The 17397-nt window shown below is 67.4% G+C and carries 14 protein-coding genes; 6 read left to right on the top strand and 8 right to left on the bottom strand.

The window, feature by feature from the left end; genetic code table 11:
• Nucleotides 1–18: 18 nt before the first annotated feature.
• From P0Y50_00450 to rhmD, 5 genes are read right to left on the bottom strand one after another with little or no spacing between them, the layout of a single operon-like run.
• A complete protein-coding gene (locus tag P0Y50_00450) occupies nt 19–921 on the bottom strand; it encodes an amidohydrolase family protein (GenBank protein WEK40109.1) in 903 nt (300 codons plus the stop codon).
• Nucleotides 918–1880, bottom strand: a complete 963-nt coding sequence (locus P0Y50_00445) for an alpha/beta hydrolase (GenBank protein WEK40108.1) — start codon at nt 1878–1880, stop codon at nt 918–920. Before P0Y50_00445 ends, P0Y50_00450 begins: the two co-directional genes overlap by 4 nt.
• A 14-nt stretch (nt 1881–1894) precedes the next feature.
• Nucleotides 1895–2647, bottom strand: a complete 753-nt coding sequence (locus P0Y50_00440; protein WEK40107.1) for an SDR family NAD(P)-dependent oxidoreductase — start codon at nt 2645–2647, stop codon at nt 1895–1897.
• Nucleotides 2644–3492 carry a fumarylacetoacetate hydrolase family protein gene (locus tag P0Y50_00435; protein WEK40106.1) on the bottom strand — a complete coding sequence of 283 codons (849 nt, stop codon included), beginning with the start codon at nt 3490–3492 and terminating at the stop codon, nt 2644–2646. The genes P0Y50_00440 and P0Y50_00435 overlap by 4 nt, the downstream gene beginning before the upstream one ends.
• Before the next feature lie 21 nt (nt 3493–3513).
• The gene (gene rhmD / locus P0Y50_00430) at nt 3514–4722 is read right to left on the bottom strand and encodes an L-rhamnonate dehydratase (protein WEK40105.1); all 1209 of its coding nucleotides are present in this window, start codon (nt 4720–4722) and stop codon (nt 3514–3516) included.
• A gap of 140 nt (nt 4723–4862) precedes the next feature.
• Here rhmD and P0Y50_00425 point away from each other — a divergent pair, with 140 nt between their 5' ends.
• Genes P0Y50_00425 through lldD form a run of 3 tightly spaced genes read left to right on the top strand, consistent with a single transcriptional unit; the run spans nt 4863 to nt 7602 of the window.
• Nucleotides 4863–5669: an IclR family transcriptional regulator gene (locus P0Y50_00425; protein ID WEK40104.1), complete on the top strand. Its 807-nt coding sequence runs from the start codon at nt 4863–4865 to the stop codon at nt 5667–5669.
• A gap of 28 nt (nt 5670–5697) precedes the next feature.
• On the top strand, nt 5698–6459 hold the full coding sequence (locus P0Y50_00420) for an SDR family NAD(P)-dependent oxidoreductase (protein WEK40103.1): 762 nt from the start codon (nt 5698–5700) through the stop codon (nt 6457–6459).
• Between the two features lie 9 nt (nt 6460–6468).
• Entirely contained in the window at nt 6469–7602 is a 1134-nt protein-coding gene (lldD, locus tag P0Y50_00415) for an FMN-dependent L-lactate dehydrogenase LldD (GenBank protein WEK40102.1), read from the top strand.
• A gap of 25 nt (nt 7603–7627) precedes the next feature.
• On the opposite strand, the gene P0Y50_00410 is transcribed toward lldD, so the two are convergent.
• Genes P0Y50_00410 through P0Y50_00400 form a run of 3 tightly spaced genes read right to left on the bottom strand, consistent with a single transcriptional unit; the run spans nt 7628 to nt 11443 of the window.
• Nucleotides 7628–8824, bottom strand: coding sequence for an SGNH/GDSL hydrolase family protein (locus tag P0Y50_00410; GenBank protein WEK40101.1), 1197 nt, complete (start codon nt 8822–8824; stop codon nt 7628–7630).
• Nucleotides 8825–8837: 13 nt separating this feature from the next.
• Nucleotides 8838–9533, bottom strand: coding sequence for a DUF6250 domain-containing protein (locus P0Y50_00405; GenBank protein ID WEK40100.1), 696 nt, complete (start codon nt 9531–9533; stop codon nt 8838–8840).
• Nucleotides 9530–11443, bottom strand: coding sequence for a rhamnogalacturonan lyase (locus P0Y50_00400; protein ID WEK40099.1), 1914 nt, complete (start codon nt 11441–11443; stop codon nt 9530–9532). The genes P0Y50_00405 and P0Y50_00400 overlap by 4 nt, the downstream gene beginning before the upstream one ends.
• Before the next feature lie 323 nt (nt 11444–11766).
• Here P0Y50_00400 and P0Y50_00395 point away from each other — a divergent pair, with 323 nt between their 5' ends.
• From P0Y50_00395 to P0Y50_00385, 3 genes are read left to right on the top strand one after another with little or no spacing between them, the layout of a single operon-like run.
• Nucleotides 11767–12408 (top strand): hypothetical protein, encoded by a 642-nt coding sequence (locus P0Y50_00395; protein ID WEK40098.1) that lies wholly within the window; start codon nt 11767–11769, stop codon nt 12406–12408.
• Nucleotides 12409–12418: 10 nt separating this feature from the next.
• Nucleotides 12419–13855 (top strand): DNA polymerase Y family protein, encoded by a 1437-nt coding sequence (locus tag P0Y50_00390; GenBank protein WEK40097.1) that lies wholly within the window; start codon nt 12419–12421, stop codon nt 13853–13855.
• The gene (locus P0Y50_00385; GenBank protein WEK40096.1) at nt 13852–17205 is read left to right on the top strand and encodes an error-prone DNA polymerase; all 3354 of its coding nucleotides are present in this window, start codon (nt 13852–13854) and stop codon (nt 17203–17205) included. The genes P0Y50_00390 and P0Y50_00385 overlap by 4 nt, the downstream gene beginning before the upstream one ends.
• Nucleotides 17206–17397: the final 192 nt, after the last annotated feature.

Here is a 17397-nt window from a genome sequence, read left to right as displayed (position 1 = left end):
CGCCGTCGGCGGGCGGCGTCAGAGGCGGTAGATCGTCTCGGCGGCGTCCGCGAACAGCCGTTGTCTCTCGTCGGCCGAGAAGTCGGCCGTGATCGCGTCGAAAGCGGAATAGAAGGCGTCGAAGGTCCCGTGGACGCTTTCCACGGGAAAGTCCGAGGCGAACATGGCCCGCTCGGTCCCGAAGGCGTCGATACACTCCAGCACGATGGGACGGATCGAATCCGGCGTCCAGGCGCGGTCGGTGATGCCCAGGCCGGAAATCTTGATCGACACCTGCGGCTGGGCCGCCAGCAAACGCAGGCCGGTGCGCCAGCGTTCCATGCCGATGTCGTCGCGGTCGGTGGGCAGACCGGCGTGATTGACGATCAGCGGGATGTCGGGATGGCGCGCGGCGAGTATGGCCGCCGTCGCCATCTGCGACGGATAGAGCTGCAGATCGAACGACAGCCCATGCTTGGCCAGTTTGGAGAACCCCTTGACCCATTTGGGATCGCGCAGCAGATCGCGGTCTGTGTAGGTCTTCAGCGGGTCTTCATGCCAGCAGACGATCTGGCGCACGCCGCGCACGTTCGGCCGCGCGGCGTGGGCTTCCAAGAGGGCGTCCAGATCGGGGTCCAGCAGATCGGCTCCGGCGACGATGCCGTGGGGATAGTCGCGGCGGTCCGCGACGGATTGAAGCCAGTCGGTCTCGGCCAGTTGACGGCCCATTGGCTGACCGGCCTCTACATGGACGATCTTGTCCACGCGCCACCCCGCCGTATCGGCCAGATAGTCGTCCAGCAGATAGTCCCGGTGCGCGATGGGCGTCATGTCTCCCGCCGGATTGTTCGGGAGGGGATCGTCCTGAAGCCAGCCATAGCGGGCGCGCGACAGGTCCCACAGGTGAACGTGAGGATCGATGATGCGAAGACCGGACGTCATGACGCGGGCTGCGCCTCCTTGCTGAAATAACCGCGCGCCCGCAGCCAGGCGTCCAGCGCCTGCGGCCACAGGGTCAGGGCGGGGTCGGCGCCGCCCAGGCCCGAGCCGTGCGACCCGTGGGCGAACAGATGCATCTCCACGTCCTTCCCCGCCCCCGCCAAGGCCGAATACAGGTCGACGGAACCCCGCACCGGCACAAGGGCGTCGTCGGTGGTGTGATAGATGAAGGTCGGCGGGGCCTTGGCCACGACGCCCGGCAGGGGCGTATAGGCGACATAATCCCCAGGGTCGCAATCCCAACGGGCCATGCGGGCGAAGCGGCAGTATTCAGAACCGCCCTCGGCGTTCAGGCGGGTCGCCTCAAGCCATGGATAGGCCAGGATCAGGAAATCAGGACGGCTTGAGACGCGCTCCACCGCATCGGGGGCGGCGGCGTCGCCATCATCCGACAGGCTGACCGTCATGGCCGCCAGATGGCCGCCGGCGGAAAAGCCCATCAGGCCGATCCGGTCGGCGTCCAGGCCGAAGGCGCGGGCGTTGGCGCGGACGAACCGAACCGCGCGTTCTCCGTCCTCGATCGGCTGGGGCAGGGGATGGCCCGCTCCGTAACGGTATTCCAACACGAAGGCGGCGATCCCGCGCGTGGCGAACCAGTCGGCGACCTGCCGTCCTTCCAGATTGCCCGCCAGGTTCACATAGCCGCCGCCGGGCGCGATGATGACCGCCGCACCACTGCCCCGACCGTTCTGTGGCGCGAACAGGGTCAGGGATGCGTCGTCCTCGCCCGGCCTCAACCCATAGGTTCGCGTCTGGAGCAGATCGTCCCGGGCCAGACTGGGTGGGGCGTCGGCGGTCTGGGCCTGGGCGACCGGCGACAGCAGGCCGCCGAGCGCCAGAATGACCGTCGCCGCCCCGGCCGCGACACGGGCGCGCCGACATCCGAAAATCCAGCCGCCCATGTCGTGTCCTGGCTTCAGTAGGTCGTGCGCCCGCCGGACGTGTCGAAGGTCGAGGCGGTGGTGAAGCTGCATTCCTCGGAGGCCATGAAACAGACCATGGCGGCGCTTTCGTCGACTTCTCCGAGGCGGCCCATGGGGATTTTGGAGCGCATGTAGTCGACCTGGCTCTGGGGCAGCTGGTCCAGGATGGGGCTTTCGAAGGTGGCGGGGGTCAGGCTGTTGGCGACGACGCCCTTGCCGGCCAGTTCCTTGCCCAGGGACTTGGTGAAGCCGATCACGCCGGCCTTGGAGGCGGAATAGGCGGAGGCGTTGGGGTTGCCTTCCTTGCCCGCGACCGAGGCGACGTTGACGATGCGGCCGTAGCCCGCCTTCAGCATATAAGGCGTGATGGCGCGGCAGCAGTAGAAGACGCCGTTCAGGTTGATGTCGATGACGCGCCGCCAGCTGTCCAGCGGGAAGTCCTGCACCGGCACGGTGGCCCCGGTGATGCCGGCCGAGGCGACCAGGATGTCGATGCGGCCGCCCAGCACCTGGGCCGAGGCTTTGGCGGCGGCGGCGACGGCCTCGGCGTCGGCGACGTCCAGGGCGATCACATGGGCGGCCCCGACTTCATCGGCGGCGGCCTTCAGGGCGTCGGCGTTCAAATCCCACAGCACCACCTTGCCGCCCTCGGCGACGATGCGGGCGGCGGCGGCCTTGCCCAGGCCCGAGGCGCCGCCGGTGATGACGGCCGTGCGACCCGCGAACCGGTCGTGATAGGCGCTCATCGGGTCCACTCCACGAAGGTCTGGCCCTGTTCGCCCAGCTTCTGGATGCCCAGACGCACCGTGTCGCCCGGCTTCAGATAGAGCGGCGGCTTCTGGCCCAGACCCACGCCCGGAGGGGTGCCGGTGGTGATCAGATCGCCGGGCTCCAGCGTCATGAACTCCGACAGATAGGCGACGATCTCGGCAACGCCGAAAATCATGGTCCGGGTGTTGCCGGTCTGCATCCGCTGGCCGTTCAGATCCAGCCACATGTCCAGGTTCTGGACGTCGCCCACCTCGTCCGTCGTGACGATCCACGGGCCGACCGGGCCGAAGGTGTCGCAGCCCTTGCCCTTGTCCCAGGTGCCGCCGCGCTCGGTCTGAAAAGCGCGCTCGGACACGTCGTTGATCAGGACGTAGCCGGCGACGTGATCCAGCGCCTGCTCCTTGGTCACATAGGAGGCGGGCTTGCCGATGACGATGCCCAGCTCGACCTCCCAGTCGGTCTTCTCCGAACCGCGCGGAATGACCACGTCGTCGTTCGGCCCATTCAGGCAGGTGATGGCCTTGGTGAAGACGACCGGCTCCTCGGGGATGGGCAGGTTGGATTCCGCCGCGTGGTCGGCGAAGTTCAGGCCGATAGCGATGAACTTGCGGCTGCCGTTGATCGGGACGCCGTAACGCGGCTGGCCCTCGACCAGCGGAAGCGTGGCCGGGTCGATGGCCTTCAGGGCCTCAAGCGCCGGGCCGTGCAGCTGGTCCGGGGTGATGTCGGCGACGACGCCCGACAGGTCGCGGATACGCCCTTCGGCGTCCAGCGTGCCCGGCTTTTCCTGGCCCCTGGGGCCGTAACGCAGCAGTTTCATGGTGGGGGAGGGGCTTTCGTCTTAACGCGCGTAGGGGCGGTGCAGGGCGATGTCGCGGTTCAGCTCGACGCCGAAGCCGGGGGTGTCGGGAACCTTCAGGCGGCCGTTCACGGGAACCGGCTCGCCGATCAGCTGCGGATGGAACATGGGCACGACCTCGTCGGCGCCGGGGGCCATCATCAGGAACTCCGCGAACGGGCTGTTATGGCGCGTCACCACGAAGTGGTAGGAATAGACGGACGAGCCGTGCGGGATCATCAGCACGCCCTTGGCGTCGGCCATGGCGGAGATCTTGATCAGTTCGGTCACGCCGCCGCACCAGCCCACGTCGGGCTGGATGATGTCGCAGCATTCCATCTCCAGCAGCATGCGGAAGCCCCAGCGCGTGGCCTCGTGCTCGCCGGTCGTGACCAGCATCCCCTTGGGGGCGTTCTTCTTCAGCGCCTGATAGCCCCAGTAGTCGTCGGGGCTGAGCGCCTCCTCGATCCACTTCAGGCCCAGTTTGTGGGCCTCGTGGGCCAGGCGGGTGGCGTAGTTCAGGTCCAGCGCCATCCAGCAGTCGAACATCAGCCAGAAGTCGTCGCCGCAGGCGTTGCGCATGGCCTCCAGCTCGGCCAAGTTCTTGCGCAGCCCTTCCTCGCCCTCGGCGGGGCCGTGGTGCAGAGGCATCTTGCCGCCGATGAAGCCCAATTCCTTGGCTTTGTCGGGCCGCGCGCCGGTGGCGTAGAAGGTCAGCTCGTCGCGCACCGCCCCGCCCAGCATGGCGAAGACCGGTTCCTGACGCAGGCGGCCCAGCAGGTCCCACAGCGCCAGATCGACGCCGGAGATGGCGTTCACCACCAGACCCTTGCGGCCGTAATACTGGGTGGAGAAATACATCTGGTCCCAGATCTTCTCAACCTCGGACGGATCGCGGCCTTCCAGGAAGCGGGCCAGATGCTTCTCGACGATATAGGCCGCCGGTTCGCCGCCCGTGGTCACCGCGAAGCCGACCACGCCGTTCTCGGCCTCGATCTCCACGACCAGGGTGCCCAGAACATTGATGCCGAAGCTGCGGCGGCTCTGGCGGTACTCGGGATATTTCGCCATCGGGGTGGCGATGTGGTCGTCGATCCAGTGACCGTCGCCCTGGTCGTGATAATCCGCGCCGCCGCCCCCATTCTTGCCGGATTGGCCGTCGTTCTTCACGACGAAGGCGCGCACGTGTTTGATGCGGGGCAGGCGGCTCATCGCGTCATCACCAGAGAGTGGTGATTTGTTCCCATAATGCGGGATTTCACTGGCGTTCCTCCGTGCATGGCGGCAAAGTCAGGCTCCTGTGACGGAGCGACTTGCGCGTTTTGCTACATTCTGAGAATGAGGATTACGAAATGGGACGAACGTCGTCAATCAAGACCGCACAGGTCGATGGAGAAGAAGAGGTCGGCGCCAAGGCGTCCGGCAGCCAGACCCTGTTGCGTGGTCTGGACGTCATCGAGGCCCTGATCGAGGGCTCACTGCCGCTGGCTGAACTGTCCGAAAAGCTGGAGCTGACGCGCAGCACCACCCACCGTCTGGCCTCGGCCCTGGTGGAGCGTCGTCTGCTGTCGTTCCGCCCGCGCGAGGGCTATTCGCTGGGGCCGAAACTGCTGGAGCTGGGTCATGCCGCCAGCCAGCAGATGCATCTGCCGCGCGTGGCCCGACCCTGGCTGGAGCAGCTGTCGGCCCAGACCGACGACACCGTGCATCTGGGGGTGCTGGATGGGCGTCACGCCCTCTATCTGGACAAGGTGGCTGGACGACGTCGCATCAACATCGGTTCGCGTCTGGGCGAACGTCATCCCATCGCCTCGACCGGTCTGGGCAAGGCGCTGATCCTGGACAAGACCGAGGCGGACTGGATCGACCTGTACGCCGAACCGGGCCAGGCCTATGACTCCTCGGCCCGCGCGGTCTGGCTGGAGCGGATGCACGGCTACGCCCAGAAGGGCTACGCCTTCGACCTGGAAGAGAATGAGGACCAGATTCGCTGTGTCGCCGCGCCGATCCGCTCGGTCAACGGCCAGATCGTCGCCGCGTTGAGCGTGTCGTCGGCCGCCCAGTATATGTCCGACGCGCGCATGACCGAACTGACCAAGACCGTCACAGAGGCCGCCGACGCCATCAGCGGCGACCTGGGCTGGACAAACAAAAACTGACTGCAACCTAGAGAACGCCGGAGCGCCTATGCTGCTTGAAAACAAGGTCGTCCTGGTCACGGGCGCATCGCGGGGCATTGGCCGGGCGACGGCCATCGAGGCCGCCTGTCAGGGCGCCGATGTCGCCCTCAACACCTATCGTGACGATGCAGCGGCGGCCGAGGTGGTCGCCGAGATCGAGGCCCTGGGCCGCCGCGCCATCGCCGTCGACGGCGACGTGGCCCAGCCCGACAGCGCCACGGCCTTCGTCGCCGCCGCCGTTCAGGCGCTGGGCCGGGTCGACGTCTTCGTCTCAAACGCCGGCATCTGTCCGTTCCACGCCTTCCTCGACATGCCGGTCGAGACCTTGCGGCGGACGATGGAGGTCAATCTGCACGGCGCCTATTTCATGGTGCAGGCGGCGGCGAACCAGATGGTCAAACAGGGTGACGGCGGCGCCATCGTGGCGATCAGTTCGATCTCGGCCCTGGTCGGCGGCGAGATGCAGACCCACTACACCCCCACCAAGGCGGGTGTGCACAGCCTGATGCAGTCCTGCGCGGTGGCCCTGGGTCGTCACGGCATCCGCTGCAACTCGGTCCTGCCCGGCACCATCGCCACCGACATCAACAAGGACGACCTCGCCGATCCGGCCAAGCGCGAATATATGGAAGGCCGCATTCCGCTGGGTCGTTTGGGACGGCCTGAGGATATCGCCTCGGTCGTGGCCTTCCTGTCTTCGGACATGGCCAGCTATATGTCCGGCGCAGCCCTGCTGGTTGACGGCGGGGCCTTCGCCAACTTCCAGTAAGACGCCGCCATGATCATCTCGTCCCCCAGCGACTATCGCGAGGCCGCGCGGCGCAAGCTACCGCCTTTCCTGTTCCACTATATCGACGGCGGCGCCTATGCCGAGCAGACGCTGAGACGCAACGTCGAGGACTGGCAGGCCATCGCCCTGCGCCAGCGCGTGCTGCAGGACATGACCAGCCTCAGCCTTGAGACCACGCTGTTCGACGAGACGCTGCGCCTGCCGGTCGTGCTGGGCCCTGTCGGCCTGACCGGCATGTATGCGCGCAGGGGCGAGGTGCAGGCGGCCAAGGCGGCCGCCTCGCGCGGCGTGCCCTTCACCCTGTCCACCGTCTCGGTCTGCCCGATCGAGGAGGTGGCGCCCGCCATTGATCGGCCCATGTGGTTCCAGCTCTATGTGCTGCGCGACCGGGGCTTCATGAAGAACGCGCTGGAGCGGGCGAAGGCGGCGGGGGTGAAGACCCTGGTTTTCACCGTCGACATGCCGACCCCCGGCGCCCGCTACCGCGACGCCCATTCGGGCATGAGCGGACCGAACGCGCCCCTGCGCCGCATGGTCCAGGCCATGACCCATCCGATGTGGGCCTTTGACGTTGGCCTGCGCGGCACGCCTCACGATCTGGGCAATGTCTCGGCCTATTTGGGCAAACCCACGGGCCTGGCCGACTATATCGGTTGGCTGGCGAACAACTTCGATCCGTCGATCTCGTGGAAGGATTTGCAGTGGATCCGCGACTTCTGGGACGGGCCGATGATCATCAAGGGTATTCTTGACCCGCAAGACGCCCGCGACGCCGTCAGCTTCGGCGCCGACGGCATCGTGGTGTCGAACCATGGCGGACGCCAACTGGACGGGGTGCTGTCCTCGGCCCGCGCCTTGCCCGCCATCGCCGATGCGGTTCAGGGCGATCTGAAGATTCTGGCGGACTCCGGCGTTCGCAACGGTCTGGACGTGGTGCGGGCGATCTCGCTCGGCGCCGACGCGGTCCTGCTGGGCCGGGCCTTTGTCTATGCGCTGGCGGCGGACGGCCAGGCGGGCGTGGCAAACCTGCTGGACCTGTTCGAAAAGGAAATGCGCGTCGCCATGACCCTGACCGGGGCCAAGTCCGTCGCCGGCATGACGCGCGAGATGCTGGCGGCCTGATCCGCGTCAGGCCGCCTTTCGCGTCTCATCGATAGGGCGTCAGGTCGATGGCGTCGGCCATGGCGCGGAAACCGGCGTCGTTGGGGTGCAGATGGTCGCCGCTGTCGTAGGCGGCGGCCAGTTTCAGCGGCTCGGCCGGGTCGCGCATCACGGCGTCGAAGTCGATGACGCCGTCCGCCTCTCCGCTGGTGCGAATCCAGGCGTTCAGGGCCTGGCGCGTCGCCTCGCCCTGTTCGGACCAGTAGTTGGCGTCCTTGTACGGCAGGATGGTCGCCAGCCTGACCTTCAGCCCGCCTGCATGGGCGCGGGCGATCATCTGGCGATAGCCGGCGATCAGGTCGGCCGGGGTCGGCGGCTGGGGATCGTGGTCGCGCCAGGCCATGCCGAAGTCGTTGACCCCCTCCAGCACGATCACGTCGGTCGCGCCGGGCACGGCCAGCACATCGCGGTCGAACCGGGCCAGGGCGGCGACGCCCAGACCGGGCTTGGGCTTCAGGATGCGGTTGCCGGAAATCCCGGCGTTGGCGACCGCCACCGCCGTCAGTCCCGCCGCCTGCAGACGGCGCGCCAGCAGGTCGGGCCAGCGCTGGTCGGCGTCGCGCGTGCCGTTGGCTCCGTCAGTGATGGAATCGCCCAGGGTGACGATGACCCGCCCCGGCTCGGCCCGCTGCACGTCTATGCCCGAGATCAGGATGCGCTGAGTGACCAGCACCGAGTCCGTCAGTTCGGCCGCCGCCGTCTGGTCGCCGGGCGCGATCCAGGCCGAAGACAGGCCCAGCAGGTGGATGGTCGGCTCGGCGACCTCTTCCGGCAGATAAAGGCTGATCGACAGGCGGGCGAGCGCGGGCAGCGCCAGATCGGCCGGATCGCTGAGCAGGGGCGCTTCCGGCGCCAGCACGGCGCCCGCCGATCCGTCGAAGGTCAGATCGCGCGCCGTGCCGGGCACGGGCTTGCCGTCGTCGGCGAGTTGCACGATCCGCACCCGTCCGATCCGGGCGGCGGCGGGGCCGTATTCGTTGGACAGGCGCAAACGAAACTGGTCGCCGCCCGCGCTGACGCGAACCACCTGACGCACGGTGACATCCTTCAGCGTCGGCGGGCGGCGGTCGGGCGCGGCGGCCAGCGGCGAGGCGTTCCAGCTTCGCGCCCAGTGGCTTTGCGCTTGGGCGCTGGGGGCGAGGGCCGCAAGGGCCAGCGCCAGGATCAGGGCTTGCTTCTTCATCGGCTTCCTCAAGCTAGGCGACGGTCCAGACCGAGAAGTCCCGGACGGTCATGTGATTCCAGGTGGTGCGCAGACCGAACCAGCCGCGTCGATAGGGGGCGGGATCGTCCAGGGCGAACATGCGCCGTTCGTCGCGCCAGTATTCGATGCGCGACCCGTCCGCGATCAGGCGGATGCGATAGAGCCGATTGGCTGCGATCAGGTCGTCCGGCGCCGACAGATCGTGCTGGGGCAGCAGGGGTCTTTCCCCGTTTCCGACATAGCGGCGGAAACGCGAGGAGGTGTTCGAATTGCCCCCCAGCCCGACATAATAGGTCCGCAGCGTGTCATAGTCGGCGAAGGCGCCTGATCGGGGGCGCGCCGGAAGGTCGCCGGGACTGCGCGGATCGTCGGCCATCCAGAAGCAGTTCAGATCGCTGACCCGATCATGGGCGCCGCCCCCCGACACGGCTTGGGCCGTGAAACGGATTTCGACCGGCGAGGTCAGTTCGGACCGGAACCAGGCGGTCGCCCCTTTCGGCACGTCGAAGGTCATCACCCCGTCGGCGGCGCGCACCGTTCCCTGTTCCTGCTCCAGTTCGACTAGCCACCGATCCAGGCCGTGGCGGAAATCGTCGGCGTAAAGACGCCGTGCGCCGGATCGGGGCAGGGCGGCGCATCCGGCCAGACCGGCGGCGCCCAGCAGAACCCCGCGTCTGTTCGCCCTCATCGCCCACGCTCGGTAGGCGGGGCCGCATCGAAGGCGAAGCTGGGGTGAGAGGGCTGGTTATAGGCCGAGTTCTGACCCGACACCTGCGACCGATACTGCGCGTCGTGCATCAGGGTGACGTGGCGCAGGCTGGTCGGATGCGGGGTCACATAGATGCGCAGCGCCGAGCTGTCGGCGGTGCGCCAGATCACCTCTTCGCGCCAGTCGCCCAGGATGTCGGCGACCAGAACCGGGTTCGCCTTGGTGCCGTTGTTCGACGCCAGGCCCTCGGCGTTCTGCAGGGGAACGGACCGCTGGTTCTCCCAGTCCCATTTGAAGATGCGGGTCCCGTCGAGCAGTTCGCGCAGGGCGTCGCCGTCCCACCAAATGCCGAAATTCATCTGTTGCGGGCGGGTGTGCGAGATGACACGTCCATCCGCCGAATACAGGTCGTTGCTGTTCGCTGCCCAGACCTCGGCGCCCGGATAGCGGGGGTCGATGTCGAGGGCCACGCCGCGCCCTACATCGTGCTGGCCCGGCGTGCGCCACAGGATTTCCCCGGTATGGGCGTCCACCATGGCCGAACCGACGCCGCCGTTGCCGCCGACGTTCTCATGCACGCCGAACTTCTCCAGCCCCGGCCGCGTCGGGTCCAGATCGCCTACGTGCATGGCGTCGCCGTGGCCCAGCCGCGTAGTCCACAGCGGCGTGCCGTCGTCGTCCAGCGCCATGGCGCCGTAAATGATCTCCTGACGGCCATCGCCGTCCACTTCGGCGACGCTGAACTGGTGGTTGCCCTGGCCCGCGTAACCGTCGGGCGCCTTGTCGCTGTCGAACACCCAGCGCTGGCTCAGCCGACCGTCGCGCCAGTCCCAGGCCGCGACCACGGTGCGACCATAATAGCCGCGCGCCATGACGATGCTGGGCAGGCGGCCGTCCAGATAGGCCGCACCGCCCAGATACCGCTCGGACCGGTTGCCATAGCCGTCGCCCCAGAGGGCCGCCATTTCTTCCCGCGTGGCCTCGTCGCCTGACCGGCCGCGCGAGGGGACATAGGGGGCGGTGGCCAGGGCCGCGCCGGTGCGGCCGTCGAAGACGGTGATGAACTCCGGCCCGGACAGGATGCGGCCCTTCAGGCCCGCCGCCAGGGTTCCGTCCGGCTTCTGCTCGGCGCCGGTGCGGTCGCGACTGGGGATTTCGCCGCCGTCCTCACGCCAGTCGGCTTCAGCGTCGCCGATCATCCGGTCGGCGCCGTCGATCGTGCCGTCTGCGGTCTTCAGCACTACTTCGGCCCGTCCGTCGCCGTCGAAGTCCTGCACCACCATCTGGGTGTAGTGGGCGCCCGAACGGATGTTGCGGCCCAGGTCGATGCGCCACAGCCGCCGCCCGTCCAGCGTATAGGCGTCGATCAGGGTCGGGCCGGTGAAGCCGGCGAAGGCGTTGTCCTTGGCGTTGGTCGGCTGCCACTTCAGGACGATCTCATAGCGGCCGTCGCCATCCAGATCGCCCACCGTCCCGTCGTTGGCCTCGTATTCATAGGCCACCCCGTCGGGCGTCACGCCGCCAGTGGGGCGATCCAGGGGGATAGTGAGATAGCCGTTGGTCAGGTTCAATGCATCCGAACGGTTCCGGTCGCCGACACGACGCACGGCGTAGCGCGCCCGATTGTCACCACTCGTATCGCGCCAATTCGTCGCCTGGGCCGCGCCGATCCGAGCTGCCTTTACGCCGTTCTTGAATACGTCAAAGCGGGTGTCCGAGGGTTCGTTCGCCAGCAGCCGCCATTGCACCAGCATTCCGTTATCGCTGGCCGGCGTGACGACCACGGACCGGTCCAATGGCTCCAGGCGTGGAGCCTCAGCGTTGGCGAACGTCGGGGTCAGAAGGAAACTGACGCCAGCACAGGCCATCCATTCGCGTATGGGTGTCATGCGAAACAAGCCGAACCGCCTCCCGAAGACATAAATCCATTTATTGGGATTTAATCTCAAAATAGATCAAATCCTTCTGCCTTCAAGTCCTTCGTGCAAGCGACATTCGCCCACCCGTATCGACTGAACGCCGCAACTGTCTCGCTTGACTCCGTCTGTAGGTTCGAGCGCATATGGAACATATGGAGAACATCTACTCTCGGCCTGACGCTCTGGCGAAGTTGAAGACGCGCCTGGAGGCCATAGATCGGGCGAATAATCGTCGCGTCAGCTCGGTTGCAAGAGAGGGAGGTGACGACATCTTCGCCTCCTTGGAAGCAAGCGTGGTTCACGACCTTTACGCCGCAGGACCTGCCGATGCTGTAGCGCTCAATGCCTTTGGTCTGGGCATGGCGATGCGGGCGGGACGTCCCATAGTTTGGGGGGTGCACGAAATGATGGGTCTGGAGGCCGGACGACCGCACGGTCCCGGTTTGCATGAGATGGGATTGGCGCCGTCCGACGTGTTGCTGGTGCGGGCGCCGGACATCCAGACTTTGCTCGTTATCGGCGAAGAGGCGCTGCGGACGCCGGCGGTGGGCGCCGTTTTGCTCAGCGCCTGGGGCGAGGCCAAGACCCTGTCCCTGACCGCCAGCCGGCGTCTGGCCCTGGCGGCGGAAGCGGGCGGCGGGACGCTGTTTTTGGCGCGGGCCGGGGCGACGCCCGCGCCCAGTGCGGCCGAAACGCGGTGGTCGGTGCAGGCGGCGGCGTCCACGCCGCTGGAAGGGGGCGCGCCGGGGCGGCCGTCTTTTTCCGCGACCCTGCTGCGGCGGCGCGGCGGGGGCGAGCAGAAAACCTGGACCCTGGAGTGGGATCGTGACACCCGATCGTTCCGCCAACCGGCGCCGTTATCTGGCGCTGTGGTTCCCTTGGCTGCCCAGCGACCGGCTAAGGCGTGGGGCGAGCGTCAGCGACGTATCGCCTGAGCCTGTCGTCTTGGTCGAGAAGGTCGGCGGCGCCCTGCGTCTGGCCGCCGTTGATCCGGCGGCGGCGCGTGCGGGTCTGAAACCCGGCCTGACCCTGGCCGATGCGCGGGCGCGAACGCCGTCCTTGCGCACCGTCGTTCACAGGCCCGAGGCGGATGCCGCCCTGCTTCTGCAGGTGATGGAGGATTTCGGCCGCTTCACCCCCATGATCGCCGAGGATGCGCCGCACGGCCTGATGCTGGACGTCACCGGCTGCGCGCATCTGTTCGGGGGCGAGACCGGACTGATGCGCGCCGCCCATGAGCGCGCGAAGCGTATCGGACTGACGGTGCGCAGCGCCCTGGCGTCCACGCCTCAGGCGGCGCGCGCCCTGGCTCGGTTCGGGTCAGGCGGCGTGTTTGCAGCGGGAGAGGATCGACAAACGATGCGCGGACTGCCTGTCGCGGCGCTGGAACTGCCGGAGCGCGACGCTCAGGCGTTGCAGCGTGCGGGACTGAAGCGGATCGCCGATCTGGACGACCGGCCGCGCGCGCCTCTGGCCGCCCGCTTCGGCGCGGACTTCCCCGCGCGTCTGGCTCGTGTGTTGGGCGACGAAGACATTCGCATCACGCCGCACCGCCCGCCGCCGCCCATCAGCGTCGACCGGGTCTTCTTCGAACCCATTCTGACCGATGCGGATGTGGAGCGTGTCCTGACAGACCTGCTGGTGGACGCCGTCGACCGGCTGGATCAGGCGGGCCAGGGCGGGCGGGCGTTCGAGGCAGGCTTCTATCGTGTCGACGGCCAGGTCCGCCGCATCGTCGCACGGTCCGGCCGGGCGACCCGGGATGCGGACGCCGTGCTGCGCCTGTTCCGCGAGCGGCTGGCGGCTCTGTCCAATCCGCTCGATCCCGGTTTCGGCTTCGATCAGATGCGCCTGTCGGTCCTGGAGACCCAGGCGCTGAAACCGGCCCAGCGCGGCCTGGACGGCGACCGTCCCGACGGCGAGGACTTCAGCCGCCTGGTCGACCGGCTGACCGCCCGGCTGGGTCCCGAGGCCGTGCTGCGCTTCGAGCCCCTGGGCTCGCACATCCCCGAACGGGCGACGCGTCTGGTCCCGGCGGCGATGACGGAGAAGCCGTCCTCCCAGGACTGGCCTGGGCAGGTTCCCGGCGATCCGCCGTTGCGTCCGCTGCAGATGTTCGACCCGCCCCAGCCGGTCGAGACCCTGGCCGAGGTGCCCGACGGCTCGCCCCTGCGGTTCCGCTGGCGCCGGGTGCTGCACGAGGTGGCCCTGGCCGAAGGGCCGGAGCGGATCGGCGGCGAATGGTGGCGCGCGCCGGATCAGAAAACCCGCGACTATTACCGCGTCGAGGACCGTGAGGGCCGCCGCTTCTGGCTGTTCCGTCAGGGCCTGTATGGCGAGACCGACGAGCCGCGCTGGTTCGTGCACGGCCTGTTCGCATGACCGCCCCCGCCTATGCCGAACTGGCCAGCGCCAGCAACTTCTCCTTCCTGCGCGGGGCGTCCCACCCCAAGGATCTGGTGCTGACCGCGATCCTGAGGGGGCATGCGGGACTGGGTCTGGCCGACCGCAACACGGTCGCCGGCGTGGTGCGGGCCTGGAGCGCGCTTCGAGCCATTCGCGAGGACGGCCTGTCGCCGCCCGATGTCGTGCGCGACGGCGGCGGCCCTGGCGAAGTGACCTATGTCGAGGATCCGCTGAACGATCCGGCCCTGTCGCAGATGGTCAAGGATCGGGCCGCCAAGTTCAAGCTGGCGACCGGGGCGCGTCTGGCCTTCAACGACGGGACGCCCGACATCATCGCCTATCCCGAGACGCGCGCCGGATGGGGGCGGCTGACGCGGCTGCTGACCTTGGGCAACCGCCGGGCCGTAAAGGGCCAGTGTGAGATCGGATTGCGCGACCTGCTCGCCGCGCCCGAGGATCTGCTCCTGATCCTCATGCCGGGCGCGCGGCTGGAGGGCGTGGATCAGACCTTGGCGCGCCTGATCGATGCGTCGCCTGGCGCGGTTTGGCTGGGCGCGGTCATGGGGCGAAACGGCGACGACCGTCGAAGACTGGCGCGGCTGAAAACCCTGTCGGAGCGGAGCAGGGCGCCGCTTCTGGCCGTCAACGACGTCCTTTATCACGACCCGGTTCAGCGCGACCTGCAGGACGTGCTGACCTGCATCCGCGAAGGCGTGACGATTGAGCAGGCGGGGCGGCGGTTGAACGCCAACGGCGAGCGTTGGCTTAAGCCGTCAGCCGAAATGGCCCGCCTGTTCCGCGACGCCCCCGAAGCCGTCGCCGAGACCGCAAACCTGCTGGCCCGGGTCGGGTTCGATCTCGGGGATATCAGTTATCAGTATCCCAAGGAGACGACGCCGCCTGATAGTACGCCGCAGGCGTGGCTGGAGCATCTGACCTGGCGGCACGCCGAAGTGCGCTATTCCGACGGCATTCCTGAGAAGGTGCGGCTGCTGCTGAAGAAGGAGTTGGCCTTCATCGCAGAGGCCGACTACGCGCCCTATTTCTTGACCATCTACGACATCGTCCGCGTGGCCCGCGACAAGCGTATCCTTTGCCAGGGGCGCGGCTCGGCGGCCAATTCCGCCGTCTGTTATGTGTTGGGCATCACGGCGGTCGATCCGGCCGAATCCGACCTGCTGTTCGAACGCTTTCTGTCGTCGGACCGGGGCGAGCCGCCCGACATCGACGTCGACTTCGAGCACGAGCGGCGAGAGGAGGTCATTCAGCATATCTACGAACGCTATGGCCGCGAACGCGCGGGCATCGCCGCCACCGTCATCCGCTATCGCCCCAAGAGCGCCATCCGCGACGTGGGCAAGGCCCTGGGCCTGACCGAGGACGTCACCGCCCGCCTAGCCTCCAGCCAGTGGGGCAGTTGGGGTTCGGAGATCGGCGACCGCCATGTCGAACAGGCCGGACTGGACCCCGCCAATCCCATGATCCGGCGCGCGGTGAAGATGGCCATGCGGCTGCTGAACTTCCCAAGACACCTGTCCCAGCACGTCGGGGGCTTCGTCCTGACCCAGAATCGGCTGGACGAATTGGTCCCCATCGGCAACGCCGCCATGGCCGATCGCACCTTCATCGAATGGGACAAGGACGACATCGACGAACTGCGCCTGATGAAGGTCGATGTGTTGGCGCTGGGCATGCTGACCTGCATCCGCAAGGCCTTCGATCTTATCCGCGTCCATGCGAACGAAGATTGGGCGTTGCACACCATCCCGCGCGACGATCCCGCCGTTTACGACATGCTGTGCAAGGGCGACTCCATCGGCGTCTTCCAGGTCGAGAGCCGCGCCCAGATCAATATGCTGCCCCGTCTGAAGCCGCGCAAACTCTATGATCTGGTGATCCAGGTCGCCATCGTCCGGCCCGGCCCGATCCAGGGCGACATGGTCCATCCCTATCTGCGTCGCCGCAACGGGTTGGAGGAGCCGGACTATTCCAAGCCGGGGCCGCAATACCCTCAGGACGAGCTGAAACAGGTGCTGAAAAAGACCCTGGGCGTGCCCCTGTTCCAGGAGCAGGCGATGAAGGTCGCCATGGTCGCCGCCGAGTTCTCGGACAAGGAAGCCAATGGTCTTCGCAAGGCCATGGGCACCTTCCGGGGCGACGGCACGCTGCACACCTATGAGGATCGGATGGTCGGACGGATGATTGAACGCGGCTATGATCCGACGTTTGCTCAGCGTTGTTTCGATCAGATCAAGGGCTTCGGCTCCTACGGCTTCCCGGAAAGCCACGCCGCCTCCTTCGCCCAGCTGGTCTATGTTTCGTCGTGGATCAAACACCACTATCCAGCGGCCTTCGCCTGCGCCCTGTTGAACAGTCAGCCGATGGGCTTCTACGCTCCGGCCCAGATCGTGCGCGACGCCCGTGACCACGGCGTCGAGGTGCGGCCGGTCGATGTCTCGCACAGCGGTTGGGACAACAGTCTGGAAGGCCGAGGGAAGCAGCCCGCGCTGCGGATCGGCCTACGCCAGATCGACGGCTTCCGTGAGGACTGGGCCGAGGCCCTGGTCGCCGGCCGGGCCTTCCCTCTCTCCGACATCGAGACTCTGGCCCGGCGCGCCGCCCTGCCGTCAGCCGCCCTGCGCAAGCTGGCCGACGCCGACGCCTTCCGCTCGATGGGTTTGGATCGACGTCAGGCCCTGTGGGCGGTGCGCCGCCTGCCCGACGACGCGCCCTTGCCCCTGTTCGCCGCCGCCGACGCCCGCGAGCTCGGCGCCGAACCCGACGCCCGCCTGCCGACCATGCCGCTGGGCGAGCACGTCGCCGCCGACTATCAGACCCTGCGCCTGTCGTTGAAGGCGCATCCCATGGCCATACTGCGCCCCATCTTCGACGCCGAACGCCTGCTGACCTGCGCCCAGACCGAGGCGAGAAACGGGGGCGCACTGGTGCGGGTCGCAGGCGTGGTTCTGGTGCGGCAGCGTCCCGGCAAGGGCAACGCCATCTTCGTCACCCTGGAAGATGAGACCGGCATCATCAACGTCGTGCTGTGGGCGCGGATGTTCGAGCAGTTCCGCCGCGAGGTCATGGCGGCCCGACTGATGGCGGTCGAGGGCGTGGTGGAGAAGAGCCCCGAAGGCGTCGTCCATTTGGTCGCCCGCAAGGTCATCGACCGCTCTTCGGAACTGGCGCGTCTGTCGGAAGATCACGATACGACAGTCCAACTCGCCCGCGCCGACGTCGTCGCCAACCCCCAGACACCCCGGCATCCCCCGCACCGTCATCCGCGCGACGTTCGCATCCTGCCGGGATCGCGGGATTTCCATTAAGCGCCGACTTCGTTGGCAAAAGGCGGCTGCTGAGATCGCGGCTGGCAACCAAGCCTGCGGTCTCGTCCTGCAGCAGGTCGCAGTCATGGAAAAGGCCATGGCGCCTCTTCGAAGAGGTCGACAGGCTTGCCGTTCAAAATCCGCCCCATAGCGGAAGCTTGATGATATTGGCCGTTGATCGGCGTCGCCCGA

Origin of the sequence: Candidatus Brevundimonas colombiensis (assembly GCA_029202665.1) — a bacterium.
Lineage (GTDB): Bacteria > Pseudomonadota > Alphaproteobacteria > Caulobacterales > Caulobacteraceae > Brevundimonas > Brevundimonas colombiensis.
Note: the sequence above shows the minus strand (reverse complement) of the source record. Positions and strands in the feature narration are given on the sequence as shown.